The sequence below is a fragment of the Wolbachia endosymbiont (group A) of Longitarsus flavicornis genome (assembly GCF_963931955.1).
GTDB lineage: Bacteria > Pseudomonadota > Alphaproteobacteria > Rickettsiales > Anaplasmataceae > Wolbachia.
Window position 1 is genome coordinate 780,145 of record NZ_OZ008337.1, and the last position, 20,409, is coordinate 800,553.

The window sequence follows — 20,409 nt, forward strand, 5'->3', positions numbered from 1 at the left end:
ATTTTATAAGGTATGCAGGCAAAAAATCTGTAACTTGGTCAGATCAGAAATGAAGCAGCCATATCGGAACCTTTTTGGGTTGCATACCTATTTCATTATTTGTTTTATCCGAGGCTATGAATATAGCATTAAAACATCGTCCTAGTAGCTTTAAAGATCTAGTAGGTCAAGATATATTAGTGCGTGTGTTAGAAAATGCTTTTACTTTAAACAAAATTCCACAATCTATACTGCTCTCTGGTAGTAGTGGAGTTGGTAAAACTACCACTGCAAGGATAATAGCTTTATGTTTGAATTGTTCCCTGGGGCCAATTTTTGAACCTTGCGGATCATGTGAAAATTGTCTAGCAATAAAAAATTCAAGCCATCCAGATGTGATTGAAATCGATGCAGCAAGTCACACTAGCATTGACGATATTAAAGTAATCCTGGGAGATATTTGCTATTCACCTATAAGCTCTAAATTCAAAGTCTACATTATAGATGAAGTACATATGTTATCCAGCAGCGCATTTAACGCATTACTTAAAACCCTAGAAGAGCCACCATCTAGTGTAAAATTCATTTTAGCAACTACGGAAATAAAAAAGATACCAATAACTATTATTGCACGTTGTCAAAGATTTGATTTACACAACATTCCTGTAGCTAAAATAGTGGAACGTTTAAATGATGTTGCACAAAAAGAGAGTTATTCCATTGAAAAGGGAGCATTAGAATTAATTGCACGACATTCTGGAAATTCAATGCGTAACGCCTTGTTTTTGATGAATCAAGCAGTGCTATATAGCAAAGATGGTGCAATATCCACTAAAAATGTGACAGACATACTTGGCCTAGTGGATAAAGATATTATATTCGATCTATTAGGGGCAATATTAGAAGGTGATTTACAGAAAGCTCTATCAGTGTTTGACAAGGCGATAAAAACAGCAAACCCACTTAGTATTTTTGAAGGTCTATTGCAAACAATTCAGTTAGTATGCCGTTTTTTGATTACAAAAGAAATTGATAATGCAGTTACAGAGTATGAAAAGAACAGGATAAAAGATTTAAGTATAAAGAGATCTTTAATATTTTTTTCGAGATTGTGGAGGGTTCTCCTTAAAGGTATTCAAGATGTAAAAGCTTCGACATGCAATGATGTTGCTGCTGAAATGATGCTAATTAGTCTTTGCTATCTCTCTGATCTACCTTCTCCAGAACAGGTGATCAAAAAAGTTCTTTCACAGAATGCAGAGCAAGAAAATAGACAGGGCAGACCTGTTGCACCTTCCCCCTCTGTCATCCAAGTAGCTGACTACTCGGATCCAAAAAAATATGTGGAAAGTAAACAACAACCCCACTCTGTCATCCCAGTGCGTGACACTGGGATCCATGTGGAAAATAAACAACAAAATTACGATTTTGATAAGATTTTGCAACTATTACGGCGGAGTAACCAAATTTATCTTTACAAACAACTGTGTAATAATCTACAATTAATAGATTGTAAACCTGGATATTTAAAATTAAAAGCTGTATCTAAGTTGGATAGTAATTTTTGCAATGATTTAAAAAATTACTTAAACCAGGTGACTCAGCAGGAGTGGGTTATTACAGTTGATACGGGTTATATAAACAGGGAAGTGAGTAATTTAAATTATGCACCTGCAGTTAAGGATATCCTTGACACGTTTAAAGGTGCAAAAGTAGTTAATATAGAAAATAAGGAGTAAGTTGTGGATCTTAGTCAAATAATGAAACAAGCGCAAGAGATGCAAAAAAAGTTTGCAGAAGCTCAAGAAAAATATATTGGAAAAGAGTTTCAAGGTATTTCTGGTGGTGGCAAAGTTTCTATATTAGTGGAAGTCATAAAAATAGGTAGCTATAAAGCTAAAAAGGTGAACATAGACTTAGAACTTATGAGAAATGAGGAAAAAGATATAGTAGAGGATTTAGTAACAGCAGCGTTTAATGATGCCGTTAAAAAAGCAGAAGAAGATATGGCAAATGCAACTTCTGATCTTGCAGGTATGATGGGTTTACCACCTGGATTTAAACTTCCTTTTTGAATTTACTACTGAAGTTTCTTTTAGTGTAAGTATTTTTTTTCTAATATTTCCAACGCTAGTACTTCTTCATATAATGCACCTATAGCTAGCACAGCCCTACGTCATACCGTGATTCATTCGCGGTATCTCATCCGCTAACACGTAGCGGAATGACGAGGTCTTTCGATAGTAAATCTTACCTGTGTTAGCTATACCAAAAAATCAAGAGTAAAAAAGTCGTATTTATTCATTAATAAAATCTTTGTCTTCTCCTAAAAATTAGTTAAAATGTAGAATATTTTGTGTTATTAAGTTAGCACTTGACTTAACTTTAGTTGTTACTTAGACTGCTAAAGTGGAATTTTAATTTTTTTACGAGGACAATTATGCATTATAAAAAGTTTTTTTCAGCAGCCGCTTTAGCAACGTTGCTAAGTTTATCAAACTCTGCTTTTTCAGATCCTGTTGGTCCAATAAGTGATGAAGAAACTAGCTACTACGTTCGTTTGCAATACAATGGTGAATTTGTACCTCTTTTCACAGACATTGGAGGTATTAAACATACCGCAGGTAAAGAAAAGAATAGTCCCTTAAAACCATCTTTTATAGCTGGCGGTGGTGCGTTTGGTTATAAAATGGACGACATCAGGGTTGACGTTGAAGGACTTTACTCATGGTTGAATAAAGATGCAGATGTAGTAGATAGTACAGTTGCAGATAATTTAACAGCAATTTCAGGACTAGTTAACGTTTATTACGATGTAGCAATTGAAGATATGCCTATCACTCCATACATTGGTGTTGGTGTTGGTGCAGCACATATTAGCACTCCTTTAAAGACAGCCGTGGATAATCAAACCTATAAATTTGGTTTTGCTGGTCAAGTAAAAGCTGGTGTTAGTTATGATGTAACTCCAGAAATTAAACTCTACGCTGGGGCTCGTTATTTCGGTTCTTTTGGTGCTAATTTTGATAAAGATGCTATTACAGGCAAAGACAAAGGGGAACACAAAGTTCTTTACAGCACTGTTGGTGCAGAAGCTGGAGTAGCGTTTAATTTCTAGTCTATCTCAGTCTTGTTATCCCAGTGGGTTTTTTCTTGTCATCCAAGTAGCATGACACTGGGATCTAGAAAAAAGAAATGTGGATTCCAGTGTCAAGGCACTGGAATAACATCACTTACTATGTATTTACACTATAATGTTTATCATTACACGCTGGCAGGATGTCATTTAATATTATATGGTGTCAACCAGGTAGCTGATGCTGGGGTTTCTAAGATCCCATAGATGGAAGGTTTGTACTTTTTTCAAATCAAAGCTTGAATTTTTGCTGGAAAATCAATATATTATATGCATGAAGTTTTAATTTAAGTTGTTATGTTGACCCCAATGGCAAGCTTATGTGTTGATAGCAGAACCAATCTCATGCAATATATTGCTAGGGTGCGAAAATTTCCCATGCTGTCTCAAGAGGAAGAAGTACAACTAGCAAAAAATTGGAACCAATACAAGGATATTTCTTCTGCTCATAAATTGATTACCAGCCATTTGAATTTGGTAGTGAAAATTGCAATGAAATTCAAAAATTATGGACTATTGTTGATGGACCTGGTCATGGAAGGGAATATGGGTTTAATGCATGCAGTAAAAAAGTTTAATCCTGATTTAGGGTTTCGTTTTTCAACTTATGCAGTGTGGTGGATTGAAGCTTCAATAAAAGACTTTATATTGAAATCTTGGTCATTTGTGAAGATAGGTACAACGCAAGCACAAAGAAGATTATTTTTTAGTTTACGTAAAATAAAAAAAAGAATTTTACAGTATACAAACAGGGAAACTTTAAGTAATGAAGAAATAAAAGCAATATCTAATGAGCTTTCTGTATCCGAAGGAGACGTTCTGCAGATGAATTACCGTTTGGCTTGTAAGGATCAGTCGCTAAACGATTGCATAAAAATAGGTGATGACTCTAAAAGGGAGTTGCAAGATATGATCCCATGTAACTTGGTCAGTCAAGAAGTAACCTATCAGAATCATGAAGAAAAAGAATTAAAAGAAACAATTTTAAACAATGCACTAGCGAGCCTCAACGAAAGGGCAAGAGACATTTTTATCAGTAGATATTTGTCTGAAAACACTCAAACTCTGGATGAACTTAGTAAAAAGTATTGTGTTTCAAGAGAAAGAATAAGGCAGTTGGCTGAGCAGGCGATGGCTAAGGTAAAACGATATATACAATCTGAAAGTTTGAAATTTGGTTTGCATGCGTAGTTTTTTTATATTTCTAATATTTTTTTCGATAGACGCTTTTGCATCAGTTAGTGATGTGCAACTGAAGGAAAAATATAAAGATTGGCTCGTGTATACTGCATTGGAAGATGGAGAGAAAGTATGTTATATTGTATCCTATCCTAAAAAAAAAAGCGAACATTATACAACCAACCGCAAGCCATATGTAATGGTTAGTTATGTTGATAAAAAAGCAGATGAGGTAAGCGTTACCTCTGGTTTTCAGTATGACAAGGAGCCTGTAGCTCTCAATATCGACAAAAAAATTAAATATACATTGCCCATAATACAGGGAAGTTTTGCGTGGGCAGAGCATACAAAAATAGATCAAGATCTCATTCTAAAAATGAAGCAGGGATTATCAATGGTAGTTAATGGAAAAACAAAAACAGTGACCATTGATGATACTTATTCCCTACTTGGTTTTCAAAAAGCGTATCAAAAAATGCATGATTTATGCCATACAAAGTAAACTTATTGTAACAGAATACCCAGCTATAGTATAAACTAGACTACTCTTTCAATGGAAATATAAATAGCACTTTATTTTATATGGGATGTGGATATCATTTAAAATATATTTTTGAGAGTTAGCAATGTCAGAGGTTGCAGGTGTAGATACAGAAATCAAAAAGCAAAATTCTGTGTGCGAGCAGATGCATTTCAGCGTGAGCCGCACAAGTCTTTTAAATACATTATCCAGAGTAAGTGGAGTGGTTGAAAGGCGTAATGCAATAGATGTTTTGGCGTGTATAAATATCAAAACACAACACAGCAGCATAAAATTAATGGCAACTGATCTTGACATTTCAATGTTTGCCTCACTTGCTGCAACCGTATTAACAGAAGGAGAAGTAAAAATTTCAGCGCATACTTTACATGACATAGTGAAGAAGTTACCCGCTGATTTGGATGTCAATTTTGAAGTAAATAACCAAGGAAAATTATTGATGTCTTGCGGAAATGCAAACTTTTCTTTACCGAATGTAGTTTCAAGCAGTTTTCCTGCTCTTGAAGAAGACAATTATAAACATGATTTTACTCTACTAAATACGGACCTGATAGACTTATTAACTAAAACAAAATTTGCTGTATCACTAGATGATACAAGGTATAATTTAAATGGAATATATCTACATACAGATGAGCAATTTCTGTACTGCGTTGCAACTGATGGCCATCGTTTATCATGTATAAAGAGGCCAAAGCCTGGGAACATCAATGGCGAATTTGGTGTGATTATTCCACGTAAAACTGTTATGGAGCTGTTAAAAATATTGGACGATTGTAATGAAATTAATGTAAAACTCTCAGACAGAAAAATCAAGTTTACATGCGGTGAATATATTCTAATATCAAAATTAATAGATGGGACTTTTCCAAATTATAAAGCAGTTATTCCAGCATCTCAAGATAAGCATATGATTATTGAAAGTAAAAAATTTTCAGATGTTATAGATCGAGTTTCCGTTGTTGTATCTGATAAAGTAAAATCTATTAAATTCTCACTACAAGAAAAGCTGCTAACTCTGCATTCAAACTCCCAAGAGTGCAGTGATGCAACTGAATCCATAGAAGTGGACTACAATGAAGCCCCTATAGAAATAGGGTTCAACTCGCGTTATTTGCTTGATGTTCTATCTTGCATAAAAAATAAATGTAAGTTTAGCTTAGCCGATGGTAATAGTGCTACAATTATCACTGATGAAGATGATTCAAGTGTATTATATGTAGTGATGCCAATGAGAACTTAAACTCGTCATCTCGCTGCTTGTTAGCGAGATCTGGAGATACTGCGGCGGTATGACACTTATTTCACTAAGAACGTTACTTTTTATTAAATTAGTAATCTATCTTTACCAAATACAAGCCAAAAGGCGGCGCGGTAACCCCAGCAGCACTTCTTTTGCATTGGCTTAATATATGTAGCATTTCTTGCGGATTGGTTCTATTTTTTCCAAATTCAACTAAAGTACCCGCAATAATCCTCACTTGGTTATGTAAAAAGGAAATAGCAGATATTTTGATGTGTATATGATTCCCGTTTTGTACTATATCGATATCATCAATTGTTCTTATCGGATTTGCGGCGTGACAATCTTTTGAACGGAAACTTGAAAGGTCATGTTTTCCAAGTAGATGTTTAGCAGCTTCACGCATAATATTTACATCAAGTGGACTAAACACTTGCCATACATAACCTGTCTCCAGAGCGGCAGGAGCATAGCGATTAACTATTCTGTATTCGTAATATCTTTTTTTTGCTGAAAACCGTGCGTGAAACGCATCATCTACAACTTCTACATTGAGCACGACTATAGGAATTGATTTTAAATGATAATTTATTGCGTTTCTTATTCTATAAAGCTCAAATTCCTTTTCCATATCAAAATGAGCAACTTGTCCTAAAGCATGAACCCCTGCATCAGTCCTGCCACCACAGTACAAGGCAATTTTCTCACCACTAAAATTAAATATAGCATTTTCTATCTTCTCCTGGATTGAGTTAGCAGAGTGTTGCTGTTTTTGCCAACCAGAGAAACTACTACCATTATATTCTACCGTTATTTTGTATCGCACTGCAGAGTCTATCTAACTTTCTATCTTAATATAATTTAGGTAGCTAATTTTTCTATGATAACGTTCTTCATTATTAAAAAACCCTTGGCAGGTTACTTGCGTTCGATTATCATAGAGAATTATATAAATTAATAAATGATCTATGGCAAGTAACCCAGAAGAAAGAAATAGTGATAAACAAAAAGCGCTAGATAACGCAATAAGCCAGATTGAAAAAGCATTCGGTAAAGGTGCAATAATGAAGTTGAAGCAAAACCCTGTAGAAAAAATAGACACAATATCCACAGGATCAATTGCGCTTGATTCGGCTCTAGGTGTTGGAGGTCTGCCAAAAGGGCGTATAATTGAAATATTTGGTCCCGAGAGTTCTGGTAAAACCACTCTTGCCTTGCACGTGATTGCTGAAGCACAAAAAAAAGGAGGATCATGCGCATTTATCGATGCAGAACATGCATTGGATGTCTTATATGCTCGTAAACTTGGGGTAAGCACTGATGATTTAGTAATTTCACAACCAGACACTGGAGAGCAGGCGTTGCATATTGTTGAGTATTTAGTGTGTTCCGGTGCGGTTGATGTGATAGTTATTGACTCTGTTGCAGCGTTAACCCCAAGAGCTGAAATTGAAGGTGATATGGGTGATCAACATATGGGGCTGCAAGCAAGGCTTCTAAGTCACGGGCTACGAAAGCTAACCTCTGCCGTTTCAAAAGCGAACTGTATATTGATATTTATTAATCAAATTCGTATGAAAATAGGAGTAGTGTATGGAAATCCTGAAACTACCACGGGTGGAAATGCATTAAAATTCTATACTTCTGTAAGGCTTGATATAAGAAAAATTGGTGTAATAAAAGACAAAGAAAATATTACAGGCAATGAAACAAGAGTTAAAGTTGTAAAAAATAAAGTTGCTCCTCCATTTAGAGAAGCGAAATTTGATATAATGTACAATGAAGGTATATCAAAACTCGGAGAAATAATAGATATGGGAGCAAAGCTTGGTGTGCTTGAAAAAGCAGGCGCTTACTATTCATATAACAACACACGTCTTGGGCAAGGAAGAGAGAATGTAAAAACTTACCTAAAAACAAACAAAGAAGTCGCAAATGAAATAGAAACGAAAATCAGAGATTTACTCAGAAATCATGATAATTCTATCATAATAGACGAGGATAGTGAGCAACTTTTAGAAGAATCAGTTTTCTGATCTAAACTTAGGCATTAGATTTTGTGTTGGACGGGTTGTTACAGTATGATGGTGTGCTAATATAACAATCTGTCTTGTATCAAAAAGACTTTGCTGAAGCAGTTAAAAAAAGCTTTTCATGAGAAATTATAAATGATAAATTGTTAACAATAGGTTATTGTGAATAAGATTATGTGTTTTAGTTTACCTAATATAAACAGGGAAGGTTATTCATTTATAGTAGTTTCCTTTATAGTAACGTGTATAGCATTCTCTATATCTTGGGGGTTTGGTGTTACGTGCTTGTTCCCGACATTATTGTGTACTTATTTCTTTCGTGATCCAGCAAGAGCTGTGCCAAACAATAAGGATCTTATATTAAGTCCTGCTGATGGTGTGATTTCAAAAATTGAAGAAGTTAATTATCCTTTATCGGCAGAAAATGGAGAAGAGAAGAAGTTTACGCTTGTTAGCATATTTTTAAGTGTTTTGAACGTCCATGTGAACCGTATACCAATATCTGGTACGATAAAGGAAATGAGTTATAAAAAAGGCAAGTTTGTATCCGCAATGAGCAATAGGTCTAGTAATGAAAATGAAAAGCAGGTTATTGTGATTGAATACGAAAAGGGAAAAGAAATTATTGTGGAGCAAATAGCTGGATTAATTGCACGTCGTATCGTTTGTAATTTAGGAGTATCCCAGAACGTAAAAGCAGGTGAAAGGTTTGGAATTATAAGATTTGGCAGTAGAGTGAATATTTATGTTCCTGCTGATATAGAAGTAAGAGTTTCAGAAGGGCAAACTGTTATTGGTGGTGAAACAATTATAGCAAACTTAAATAAGGAAAACGTTCAAGAGAAGCTTACTTTTGACGTTATATGAATAACGATGGAAGTAACAGTAGATTCTTACCTATTACTAAATTATTCCCAAACTTTATAACTTTATTGGGTTTATGTTCTGGTCTCACTTCACTTAAATTTACATTTAATGAACAATGGGAATTCTCAGTAATTTTTATCATCATTGCAGCAATAATAGATGGAATGGATGGCAGAATAGCTAGAATTCTAAAATCAACTAGCGATTTTGGAGCCCAGCTTGATTCTTTTGCAGATTTTCTAAATTTTGGTGCAGCGCCTGCATTTCTTTTGTATTTTTGGAAGCTAAACGAAATCAAAGTCATAGGTTGGATTTTAGTAATGATATATGTAATCTGCATATCAATAAGACTTGCAAGATTTAATGTTTCGCTACACTCAGAACAATCACACTGGGAAAAATTTTTCTTTTCTGGTATTCCAGCTCCAGTGTGTGCTTTACTTTCTTTGTTACCAATAATTATTACCTTTCAATCTCATGAGAGTGAATACTTACTTCTCATAGAGCGATTTTTTAACACAAGAAACGTAGCTTGTTACTTTCTGGCCATTTCATTTTTTTCGATAAGTCACATTCCAACTTTCTCTGCAAAATATATTTATATTCCCAAAAGCCTATCCTATATATTTGTGTCATTTTTTGGAGTACTTATTGTATTTTTCATCAGTAAGCCCTGGATAACTCTACCAATTTTAGGTATAGTGTATACACTTACTATTCCAATAAGCATCGGGTTTTACATATATTTTACATATAAAACTCGTTAGCTATATCAAAAGTAGTGAGCAGCATGATTGTAAAAGTAACTGATCTATTAAACTCTCTTCTATATATAAAGATATTCAACATTCCATTTATAATTATTTGGGTAATTGCAACTGGAGTTTTTTGTACGGTTCGGTTCAAATTCATTAACTTTAGATTATTCAAGCATGGAGTACAGACGCTATTCAACCTAAAGTGTAATGGTAATAACAATGGTATCATCACTCATATTCAAGCATTTGCAACAGTAATCTCAGGAACAGTTGGCCTTGGAACAATATCAGGAGTTGCAATAGCTATCACAATAGGAGGCCCAAGTGCAGTCTTTTGGATGGTAATTACTGGAATACTTGGTATGTCGATAAAGTTTACCGAGGTGGTGCTTGCATTCACTTATCGCTCTGAAAATACAACTGGCGGGGCTTTTTATTACATGAAGTACGGGCTTGCAAAAATTGGATTTGCAAAAACTGGTAGATTTCTTGCCTTCACTTATGCGATTATGCTACTTATTGCAATGATTTTGGGCGGTATACCATTTCAAGCAAATCAGATAGCAGCATTGTCAAATAACCTCTTCGAATACAACGCGTCCATTATTATATCCCTGCTTGTCTTTATTGTAATATTGGGAGGAATAAAGCGCATTGCTTTCGTTTCAACAAGCTTAGCACCAATTATGATAGTGCTATATGTGGGTATGTGTATATATTTAATTTATGTAAACGGAAGTAACTTGCTGAATGCTTTATCCATAATATTCCAAGACATCTTTAACAAATCAGCTATAGGAGGCGGAGTATTGAGCGGATTAATAGCCGGAGTGAGAAGATCAGTGTTTGCTAACGAAGCAGGTACCGGAACAGCAGCTATAGCACATTCAACTGTAAAAGAGGTAAATCCAATTAAAGTTGGGTGCGTTGCAATGATTGCACCACTTATAGACACAATATTAATCTCATTTTTGACTGGTATTGTGATAATTATCACTGGTATGCATAGCACTGATAACGTGGGTGATATTACACTAATTAGTTCGGTATTTTTAACAGCTTTACCTTTGTTCGGCAAGTTAGTTTTTCCACTAATGATGTTTTCCTTTGCATTTTCCACAATAATAGCTTATTGTTACTACTGCGAAGTTGCTCTGCTGTATTTATTTGGTAATAAAAAAATACTGATACCGTTCCAAATTCTTATAGTGATTTCAGTGTATATTAGTTGTATGTCAAAAAATATAGAATTTATATCTTACCTAGGTGACAGTTTGTTTATGTGCCTTATGATTCCAAATGCTGTTGCAATATATCTACTAAGAAGGGAAGTTTTGAATACAATAGATTCTTATTACAATTCTAAAAGGTATTAACATGATTTATAGATTGCTTTGTATGGTGTTATTTTGCCTATTGTTTAATGATGTGTACGCTGCTTCAGGTTTTTACGAAAGTTATGACGCTGTGTTGAATGGAATAAATAACTTCATGAATGAAGTACTGTTTTTCAAGATCCTTTACGTGCCATTTATAATCCTTCTACTAGTTTTTGGTTATGTGTTTCTAACATTACGTTTTGGATTTCTCAACATAAGAATGTTTAAGCATGCGTTTGCTATTTTATGTGGAAAATATGACACGAATCACCATGATGGTCATATTACGCATTTTCAGGCATTTATGACTGCACTTTCAAGCACAGTAGGCCTTGGAACTGTTGCTGGAGTCGCAATTGCAGTTTCAATGGGTGGACCAGGAGCGGTGCCTTGGATGATGATTACAGGTTTTTTTGGTATGTCAGCAAAATTTGCTGAGGTAACGTTGGCGTTTAGACATAGAACAGAAGATCAGGACCAATTGTTTAGTGGTCCCTTTCAGTATATAAGGAATGGTCTGGAGGAATTTGGATTTAAAAAACTTGGTATTGTGCTGGCTGCCATGTATGCAGTATTCTTTGTATTATCAGGTCTTGGTGGAAGTGTAGCGTTTCAAACCAACCAAATGGTTTCAATATTATCTGGCTATTCAAGTTGGGTAGATGGTCACTCTTGGTTTCTTTCTTCCATAATCTCTGCGCTGCTTGCTCTAGTGATTATTGGCGGAATTAAAAGGATAGCTAGAGTATCTTCTGCACTAGTGCCTATTATGTCACTTATATATATCTTTAGTTGTATTATTATTATTGCATTTAATATTCATAACCTTGGTTATACGTTGAAAATATTATTTTCCACTATGATAGATTTCAATGCTGTTGGCGGAGGGATGGTAGGAGCATTTGTTGCTGGAATTCAAAGGGCAATCTTTGCCAGCGAAGCGGGTGTTGGTTCTGCTTCAATTACTCATGCAACAACTAAAGATGAAGAACCAGTAAGAACTGGACTAGTCGCTATGATAGAACCATGCTTTGACACAATGTTAATTTGCTGTTTAACAGGAATAACAATAGTAATAACAGGTGCATACCAGACTAGTGTTGGTGAAGGGATATTAATTACTCAAAAGGCATTTGAGACAGTTTCCCCATGGTTTCCTATACTTTTAACCATAGCTGCACCTTTGTTTGCATTTTCTTCGGTAATTTCATTTGTATATTGTTGTGAAATGGGGTGGCTATATTTATTCGGTGCAAAAAGTATAGTGATATACCGCATAGCGGTAATAATTGTGGCGTTTTTCTCTGGCCTTTCTAAAGATATAATGGCTATTGCCAATATTGGTGGAACTTTATTCTCTTGTTTAGCTCTTATCAACATGACAGCGCTTATACTGTTTAGTAATCAGATTAACGATGAAGTTCAGTGCTACCTAAAAAGGCTGAGGAATAATAAAATTAATTAAATTTTGGCATATGAAGGTACAACAACAGATGTCATTTCAGTGCCATTTTCTTGTCATAGCAAAACTCCCTCTTGTCATCCCAAAGCTCTTTCTTGTCATCCCAGTGCTTGACACTGGGATCTATTTTGCATGTAGTTCCACCATAGTGTTATGTTTTAATGTAAAATTTTATATTTATCTACTAGGTTCGTTTGCGAACAAAGTTCGCTGGATCCCAGTGTCACGCACTGGGATGACAAGAGAGAGGATGCTAGAATGATGGAGAGGTATGTAATCCTTATGCTATCCTACGTACTCGGTTCAATACCGTTTAGCTTAATCATTACAAGAATAAAAGGGATAAACTTAAGAGAAATAGGTTCAGGAAACATTGGTGCTACAAACGTTGCAAGAACAGGAAATAAATTTCTTGCTGCTCTGGCATTACTTCTGGATTCCTTGAAAGGATTCATCGCCGTTTATATAGCACAACAATTTTGTGATAATAACGATTTTTATATATATGCATCTGCAATTTTAGCAGTTTTAGGACACATGTTTCCTGTATGGCTAAAATTCAGTGGAGGAAAGGGCGTTGCAACCACTCTAGGGATACTGATAGCATTTAACATTGATATTACTTTAGTATTCGTAATAATTTGGATAATAGTCTTTCTTGCCTTTAGATACTCTTCCCTTGCTTCACTCAGTGCTACTTCAACGGCTGTAGCATGGTCCTTTTTTTTTCAGAGGAATTTGTTCTTAACATTACTAATTATAGGAGCACTAGTTTTCTTAAAGCACCACAAAAATATTGTGAATCTTCTGCAAGGTAAGGAACATAAATTTTTATAAGCGTGCTGACTCTGCTGCTTCTGCTGCTATATTACTAACAGATACTTCATGCGAGAAACGACTTGAGACTACTTCCTCTACTTCTTTTATCATTTCTTCCATGCTTTTTCCACTTTTCTTACATGCATCATCAAGTGCTAATTTTAGCTTACGTATATCATTCTCTTCTAGCATCTTATCCATTTCTTCTTTCGTTATCTCTAATTTTTTTAGTAAGATGTCCTCCATTATCTTTCTTTCATCACCTTTATACTGGCTACTTAGTCTGTTATATGCAATGCAACACTTCTTTTCTCGTGGCAAGGCTGACAGATTTTGCAATGTAGCATCTATTTGAGCTTCTATAGGGTTAACTTCCCTAGCCTTTTCAGCAGCTTCTGACCTAAATTTCCCAACCTCTCCTATTATTATTTTGTCAGCTATTCTTTTAGCTCCATCCAAAGATGAATCCTTGAGAGAAAAATCTGTCTTGAGTAGATCTCGATTTAATAGCCCTAAGAATACTTTTTCTTTAACGTTTTTTAATAAATGTTCTTGATTATCTAAACTATTTTCCTTCAGCTTATTTCTTATATGGTCAAGAAGAAAATCTTCTAGCATATTTAATTCCATAAAACCAATGCTTTTCATTAACGTCAGCACAATTTGTTCACTATATTGAGAAGTAATACTCAATAATTTTCTCATTAAAGGAATACTTACTTCTGAAATAAAATCATCAACTATTTTTTGACTTTCATTGTCACCAGGATTGTTCTGAACCTTATACCAAGCATTAAAAATTTCTTTATTGTTTTTCTTGTTTTTTAACCTGTCTAACATGAACTTACGTGCTTCATTTTGTGCTTCTGGAAGTAATATTTGCCTTGGAGGAGTAAATCTAATTTCTGGATCAGGATGAATACCTTCTAATGTACTTAACATCCTATAAACAATACCGGTAAAGCAGGTGTTAGGAATACGCTCTTGTCTAGAGAAAGTTTGGCTATCAAGCAAATTTGTAATTAACGCGTCTTTTTTATTTTTTACAGCTTCTCTCTCTCCATCATTGCAGGCTCTCAGAACTAGAAGTAAAATCTGCCCACCTGTGAAACCAGAGCTATGCTTTTGATCATCTTTGCAAAAGTCATTTAAAAATGCAATTACTCTTCCTTTATCTTCATCACTAAATTGACGATAATTAAGTTTATATAAATCATTTATATATTCAATAAATTGCTTAAATTCTCTATCATTAATAACGTCTTCGGATACTTCTTCACCATACTTATGTCTTAATTCGTGAACGTTATTATTGATACCATCATTTAATTGATGAGGAAGCAAATGTTCGAGCTTAACATCAAAACTATTAACCATACCACGTAAATTCTCTTTTATACCTTCCAAAAAGAAATTTATAGAAGCTTTAAGCAGCGTAAATGGGTTAAAATCTTTTGGCCTTAGTTCACTCTGCAATAAAATTAATAGCATTGTAAGTGGTATAGTTCCCAGTAACGAAATTAGTAAGAAAGTGGAGGTGAAAGTCAAATATGTTATGAAAGCAGAAAACAAGAGGAAGGCTACTACCTTGATTGTATTGTTTTTAAAAAATATTCCCCAATATTCCCTTTTGCTCATTTTTTGCTGTTTTGCCGTTTTTATTTCTTTGTAGATATAAAGAGTTTTAATTTCAGACCTGAAGAATATAGTACCAAGAGAAAAAAGAACATTAACGGGATTAGTGATAATGCTTAAAGAAACAAAAGTTGCAAAATAACTAACAAACTTTAGCCTGCTAGATTCCTTTGAAGGAAATTGTATTTGAGAAATACCTATCATAGCTTAACTTCAACATCATTACACTTTAGTAATAGCATAATAATTTAAAACGTCAATGTTTAAGTATCTTATTATCCGCACATTCATCGTATTCGATCTCGACTGTAGAGTGTGCTATCTCGAACTTATCTAGCAATATTTTTTTTATTTCATATAAAACATTGGTGTGTTGTGCATCTTGCTTTACTTTGGCATGCATGGTAATTATAAAATAATTATCAGACAGTGACCATGCATGTATGTGGTGCACATCTATCACTTCAGGTAATTCTGATGTGATCTTACTTTTTATTTCCTCAGTAGATATCCCTTCAGGTGTACCTTCAAGAAGTATGTGGCAAGAATTCTTTAGAATTTTGTAGCCACTATTCAAAATGATTACACTGACAAATACCGATAAAATCGGATCCACCATTTGCCATCCAGTAAACATGATAATTATGGATGCAAGTATAGCAGCTACAGAACCTAAAATATCTCCTATAACGTGTAGTACAGCACTTTTTATGTTTATATTGCTCTCGCATTTACTATGTAATATAAAAAAGACTATTATGTTAGAGACAAGACCGAGTGTAGCAATTATTAACATTACTTTCCACTCAACATTGACTGGAAAAATAAACCTCTTTATTGATTCAATTATAATAATTACTGCAATGAAGAATAAAGTTAAACCATTAACAAATGCTGCAATTATCTGCAACCGATGATATCCGTATGATCTCTGCAAATCGGATTTCTTAGCTGAAAACCTATGTGCTACCCAGCTTAAAACTAAGGCAAAGAGGTCAGTAAGCATATGCCCTGCATCTGACAATAGAGCAAGCGAATGTGAAATTATTCCACCTACTATTTCCATAAACATTGTTATCGCAACTATTATTATGGAATAGATTAAGCGCTTGGACTGCGCTGCTGAGTGTTTGCCGTTGTGCACTGCTGTCATATAAAATCTTCTCATAAACAAAAACGTGGGTAACACTGGGTTCGAACCAGCGACCGCTTGCACGTCAAGCAAGTGCTCTACCAACTGAGCTAATTACCCATCGTGGTTTTAGTATAGTGCTTTGGTGGAATGAAAGTCAATAAACCACTTTGCTTTTGTCCTTGTCCAATGTGATTCCGGAATATAGCTGTATAGAATTTCAGCCATATTCTAAATTTTACATATTAAGTTAACTATCTATACTTTATTTATTAAGATATAAATTATATTAATACAGGGATTTACGTTTTTTTTAGGGAAATTACTTTATGCTTGATATTGAAAGATCAGCAAATTAGAGGTTAAAATTATGACAATTAGTCAACAAGTAAATAAAAATATAACTAAAGCAGAATATTTCAACAATAACGGCAAAGGGTTTAATTCGCCACATGTTATAGAAGTTGAAGATTTAAATATTAAAGTAGAGGTTTATTCTCACAATTTAAGAGCAAGTAAAGTTGCTAACATTGAAAGTGAGATAAGAGAAACAGCTACTAATTTTAAAAACGCATTCGAGTTAGAACGCGGCAGTTCAGAACAAACATTTAAAATTTACATGTTTGATGACAAGGATGATTACACTCACCTTGGTGGAAGCGAGCGTTTCGGTTCTTACCTTGGAGACGAAGGTGGTAAATGTTACTACAAAGGGAAAGCTGATGTTTTTGCTGAAATGTACGTCTACCAGCAAGGTGGCGTTCATAATCTTCAGCATGAATTTGCACATGGTTTAACTTACTTGGCTACAGGAGGCAAATCTTTACCTACAGTATTAATGGAAGGAATTGCAGACTACTTTGAGCATCATTCAGATCATAAATTCAATTCTCAAGGATCAAGTATCGACAAAACTGAAGCTGCAAATTTGGATTTAGATAAAATTTTAAGTTTAGAATATTCAAAGGACAGCGAAGCAAATAGCCTGGTTTATAAAACAGGTCATGCGTTGATAATGTACTTACAGGAAAAAGATCCTAGTTTATTAAGAGACTACCTAGATGCTTTACGTCAAGGTGACTCACATAAATCAGGAAGCTTTTTAGATCAAATAAAAGGGCATGATAACGCCTTTAAAGGCTGGCTTGCTGAGAATGATACAGAAACTGCAATGGAACATCTCAACGCTTTGCAAGTTACAAAAGGAGATTTTATAGCAACTGGTCAAGAAATAGTGGGTGGAGAAATTAAAAACGTATCCTACTATAAAGCAAATATAGAAAAAATGGATGGAGAAAACGTTGGAAGTTTTTCTCCTGTAGAACACGTTGCATTTTATGATGTTGCTCGTGCTATAAATAGGGCAACAAATGATAACCTCGATATATCAAAGGAATATCATTTCTTAAAGGTAATCAAAACTTCTGATGGACAGGATAAACTAACTTACTCTGATCAACAAGGTAATGAATATCAAAACAGTCAAGAGTATAAAATGCAAGCTTTTAGAATGCTATCAAAGTATGATGAGAATTTAAAGAAAATTTATGATGATGCATTAAAAAATCTGGATGAGCAGAGGCAAATGGAATATCCCAAGATAAGTAGAGAATATCGCGAGGGAAAGATTTCTTACAAAGAATATTTAGACAAACATCACTCAATTCCTTCTAAATATCAGGAATTAAAAAGTGCCTTGCTTGATAAAACCATAAACACTGGTTTAGAGCAAGTAAAAGCGACTAAGAACATCGATGTAGAAAAGATGTTAGAAGAGATGATCAATATCGATTCAAACTTGATAAGGGGTACAAATCATATTGATCTGCAAGAAGGCAAGATTTTTTCTATGCAAGCTCACGGTCAAGGAGATATGGGTGCACTGTCTATATATGACGGAAATACAAAGCTTGGAGAATTATTGAGCGAATCAGGATTTTTTAAGCAAGTTGAAGGCCAAACTAAAGAAACTTTCATTTTTGAGGATATATTGCACAACTTAAATACTCAATATGATGGTGGTGCTTACATGGCAGTTACAAAAGAAAACGGTCATTATAAAGCTTCCCTAATAGATGGCAGAACAGTTGAACGTGATGAATACTTTGATGAAGCGCATTTACATGAAAATGAATTATTGCATCCTAGCACTGGACACATCCAAAAAGATTTAGATTCTCTGCTCCTTAGAGGTACCAAAATTTTGAATCATCAGGATTCAGAGCATGCTCAATATTCTAATGAGCAAAAGGCAAATGGAGTAATCGTGGAAAAAGGAAAATTATTGGATAATAAGGGAACAGATAGAACAGACGATGATGTGTACGAAGCGGTTGTAAAGCAAGGAGACGAGCGCTTACATGAGTTCAAAAATATGGGCTTTTATATTACCGAGAAAGGTGATCTATTTATTCATGACCATGGAGCAAATGTAAGGTTTCAACTACCACAAAGTATTACTCACCTAAAATTAGTGGAAAAAGATGGAGCATATAAGCTTGTTCCGGTGACGAAAGATGGGAATGAACATCCAGTAGGTATGCCAAATATATCAGACGAATATAGATACATAGATCCAATATTTGCACATGAATATGAAAAGAGAGATTATTCCCATAAACATGTAAATGTGGGCCTTATAAACTTAGAGAAATATGGCTCTGGCAAACTTTTTGCTATAAAGTACGACCCAAATGATTACCACATACAAAAAAACTCTAGCGGTGAAATAGTTAGAATAAAAGATCAAACATATTTCACTAAAGTAAAATTGTTTGATGGCGACGAAGAAATTGGAATGTTATCTAATAACTTCCATAACTTCAAAGGGAAAATATTCTTTTCTGCTGACTACAACTACAGTTATAACGATTTCCTAGCATCTGTTTCTCCTCAAGTTGAAATTGAGGATATGGGAAATGGAAGTAAAAAAATAACTTTCGATCAAGGTAGTGGTGATATCGGTGATACTAATAGAGGCTACACGGACTATCAGAGAATATATACAAAAACCGAAAGTTCAAAAGGGCAAGTAAGTGAAACTAAGACAGAAGTTAACATGAGTCACAATACTACTAATGTTATTGCACAAGCCGCTAAAGAACAAACTGAACTGAATGTCATGAGAGAAGACGAAATGCAATCTGATCAGTCAATTTCATCACAAAGCTTAACAAGAACGAAAAGAGCATCTTTAGTGGAGGAAAAAGAGCAGGTATTGAAAGACACAATTCTCAAAATAGAAAAGAGTCGCGAGCAGGACTCAGAAGGGAAGCATAAGGCAAATGTAACCATAGATTATCATGACCTAAAAGCTTTGTACAATAGGGCAGAAGGGGAAGATAAAGACTCTGTGTTAAAGTTTTGGCACAAATTGGCTGAATCAGGATATAAGGTTGGTGCTTTGCCGGAAGACAAATATTACTTTAAAGATGGCAAATTCGTAATTCACGATAGTAATGCGAAGAAACTTATAGTGCTACCTGAAGATAAGGTGTCCATCAAGATAATGAAGGATGGCAATCATTATGATTTAGCTATATCTAATAATGATAACGGTAAAGTGATAAGTAGCATTACCAAAATAGACAACTTAAACTATGAGTTGCTGTCAGATACAAACGGTTTCAGCTTAGAAACACAAGATAGCACTATATTTTTAGGTCAACATAACGAATATAATCTTTATCTAGAGAATGGCTTTGCGAAAATGTTCGATTACACAAGCGACCACATTTATCACGATCACAACTCGGCCTATATCTATAGCTAACCCAAGAAAGGTTTTCCTACGTCATACCGCGATTCATTCGCGGTATCTCATCAGCTACTTACTATTACCCACAAATAAAAACATAGTATTGTATTTACTCAAATAATTTAATTTTATTAACCTGAAAGCTTATTGGATTAAAATTATTAAACTAAGAGTTATAATTTTAGCAACTAAAAGCTGTAAATTGTACCATATAAACAGTTATTTCAAGCAAAAGTTATGCCATTAAGAGCTATGCAACAAACATTTATATTTGTGGGTAATAGTAAGCATCAGCTAACAAGCAGCGGGATGACGGTTCTTCAAATCGTCAAGGTGCCATCCGAGTAGCCCCTTCGGTGTCATCCCAGTGTCAAGCACTGGGATGACACCTCTGGGCACTGCCGTCATAAAGGAACCAGTGTCAGCTACTTATATGACATCAATAATTGACCTCGACTTACCGTCCAACTAGAAAGTTGTACATAGAAT

Annotated in this window: 17 protein-coding genes, 1 tRNA gene and 1 other RNA gene; 15 read left to right on the forward strand and 4 right to left on the reverse strand. The window is 34.6% G+C overall.

Translation table 11 applies throughout. From position 1 onward, the window contains the following. The first annotated feature begins 1 nt into the window (after position 1). The 7 genes from ffs to dnaN all read left to right on the forward strand — a co-directional run bounded on the left by ffs (position 2) and on the right by dnaN (position 6,078). Positions 2–101, forward strand: an RNA gene (gene ffs, locus AABM58_RS03890) — signal recognition particle sRNA small type. A 15-nt stretch (positions 102–116) separates the two neighbouring features. Then, positions 117–1,718 carry a DNA polymerase III subunit gamma/tau gene (dnaX, locus tag AABM58_RS03895; RefSeq protein ID WP_338406410.1) on the forward strand — a complete coding sequence of 534 codons (1,602 nt, stop codon included), beginning with the start codon at positions 117–119 and terminating at the stop codon, positions 1,716–1,718. 21 nt (positions 1,719–1,739) lie between these two features. Next, entirely contained in the window at positions 1,740–2,054 is a 315-nt protein-coding gene (locus tag AABM58_RS03900; RefSeq protein ID WP_338406894.1) for a YbaB/EbfC family nucleoid-associated protein, read from the forward strand. Positions 2,055–2,419: 365 nt separating this feature from the next. Then, positions 2,420–3,097 carry a P44/Msp2 family outer membrane protein gene (locus AABM58_RS03905; protein WP_338406411.1) on the forward strand — a complete coding sequence of 226 codons (678 nt, stop codon included), beginning with the start codon at positions 2,420–2,422 and terminating at the stop codon, positions 3,095–3,097. A gap of 315 nt (positions 3,098–3,412) precedes the next feature. Further along, entirely contained in the window at positions 3,413–4,306 is an 894-nt protein-coding gene (locus AABM58_RS03910) for an RNA polymerase factor sigma-32 (protein ID WP_265034553.1), read from the forward strand. Then, positions 4,299–4,796, forward strand: a complete 498-nt coding sequence (locus tag AABM58_RS03915) for an invasion associated locus B family protein (protein ID WP_265034554.1) — start codon at positions 4,299–4,301, stop codon at positions 4,794–4,796. Before AABM58_RS03910 ends, AABM58_RS03915 begins: the two co-directional genes overlap by 8 nt. 124 nt (positions 4,797–4,920) lie before the next feature. Continuing rightward, complete coding sequence (dnaN, locus tag AABM58_RS03920) at positions 4,921–6,078, forward strand: DNA polymerase III subunit beta (protein ID WP_338406412.1); 1,158 nt, start codon at positions 4,921–4,923, stop codon at positions 6,076–6,078. A gap of 88 nt (positions 6,079–6,166) precedes the next feature. On the opposite strand, the gene truA is transcribed toward dnaN, so the two are convergent. After that, positions 6,167–6,904 carry a tRNA pseudouridine(38-40) synthase TruA gene (truA, locus tag AABM58_RS03925; protein ID WP_338406413.1) on the reverse strand — a complete coding sequence of 246 codons (738 nt, stop codon included), beginning with the start codon at positions 6,902–6,904 and terminating at the stop codon, positions 6,167–6,169. A 142-nt stretch (positions 6,905–7,046) separates the two neighbouring features. Here truA and recA point away from each other — a divergent pair, with 142 nt between their 5' ends. The 7 genes from recA to plsY all read left to right on the forward strand — a co-directional run bounded on the left by recA (position 7,047) and on the right by plsY (position 13,414). Continuing rightward, positions 7,047–8,114 carry a recombinase RecA gene (recA, locus tag AABM58_RS03930; RefSeq protein ID WP_012673345.1) on the forward strand — a complete coding sequence of 356 codons (1,068 nt, stop codon included), beginning with the start codon at positions 7,047–7,049 and terminating at the stop codon, positions 8,112–8,114. A gap of 171 nt (positions 8,115–8,285) precedes the next feature. Continuing rightward, positions 8,286–8,978 carry a phosphatidylserine decarboxylase gene (locus AABM58_RS03935; RefSeq protein WP_265022137.1) on the forward strand — a complete coding sequence of 231 codons (693 nt, stop codon included), beginning with the start codon at positions 8,286–8,288 and terminating at the stop codon, positions 8,976–8,978. Then, positions 8,975–9,745: a CDP-alcohol phosphatidyltransferase family protein gene (locus AABM58_RS03940; RefSeq protein WP_338406414.1), complete on the forward strand. Its 771-nt coding sequence runs from the start codon at positions 8,975–8,977 to the stop codon at positions 9,743–9,745. Before AABM58_RS03935 ends, AABM58_RS03940 begins: the two co-directional genes overlap by 4 nt. Positions 9,746–9,768: 23 nt before the next feature. After that, the gene (locus AABM58_RS03945) at positions 9,769–11,112 is read left to right on the forward strand and encodes an alanine/glycine:cation symporter family protein (protein ID WP_338406415.1); all 1,344 of its coding nucleotides are present in this window, start codon (positions 9,769–9,771) and stop codon (positions 11,110–11,112) included. A 1-nt stretch (position 11,113) separates the two neighbouring features. Continuing rightward, entirely contained in the window at positions 11,114–12,580 is a 1,467-nt protein-coding gene (locus AABM58_RS03950; protein WP_338406416.1) for an alanine/glycine:cation symporter family protein, read from the forward strand. Between the two features lie 10 nt (positions 12,581–12,590). After that, entirely contained in the window at positions 12,591–12,839 is a 249-nt protein-coding gene (locus tag AABM58_RS03955) for a hypothetical protein (protein ID WP_338406417.1), read from the forward strand. Then, on the forward strand, positions 12,839–13,414 hold the full coding sequence (gene plsY, locus AABM58_RS03960; protein ID WP_338406895.1) for a glycerol-3-phosphate 1-O-acyltransferase PlsY: 576 nt from the start codon (positions 12,839–12,841) through the stop codon (positions 13,412–13,414). Before AABM58_RS03955 ends, plsY begins: the two co-directional genes overlap by 1 nt. Here plsY and AABM58_RS03965 read toward each other — a convergent pair. The 3 genes from AABM58_RS03965 to AABM58_RS03975 all read right to left on the reverse strand — a co-directional run bounded on the left by AABM58_RS03965 (position 13,409) and on the right by AABM58_RS03975 (position 16,283). Next, positions 13,409–15,235 carry a hypothetical protein gene (locus AABM58_RS03965; protein ID WP_338406418.1) on the reverse strand — a complete coding sequence of 609 codons (1,827 nt, stop codon included), beginning with the start codon at positions 15,233–15,235 and terminating at the stop codon, positions 13,409–13,411. The two genes, plsY and AABM58_RS03965, sit on opposite strands and share 6 nt — an antisense overlap. Before the next feature lie 52 nt (positions 15,236–15,287). Beyond that, entirely contained in the window at positions 15,288–16,184 is an 897-nt protein-coding gene (locus tag AABM58_RS03970) for a cation diffusion facilitator family transporter (protein WP_338406419.1), read from the reverse strand. 26 nt (positions 16,185–16,210) lie between these two features. Then, positions 16,211–16,283 (reverse strand) — tRNA-Val (locus AABM58_RS03975). A 250-nt stretch (positions 16,284–16,533) separates the two neighbouring features. Between AABM58_RS03975 and AABM58_RS03980 the strand changes: the two genes are divergently transcribed. Continuing rightward, the gene (locus tag AABM58_RS03980) at positions 16,534–19,935 is read left to right on the forward strand and encodes a peptidase M2 (RefSeq protein ID WP_338406420.1); all 3,402 of its coding nucleotides are present in this window, start codon (positions 16,534–16,536) and stop codon (positions 19,933–19,935) included. The last annotated feature ends 474 nt before the right edge of the window (positions 19,936–20,409 follow it).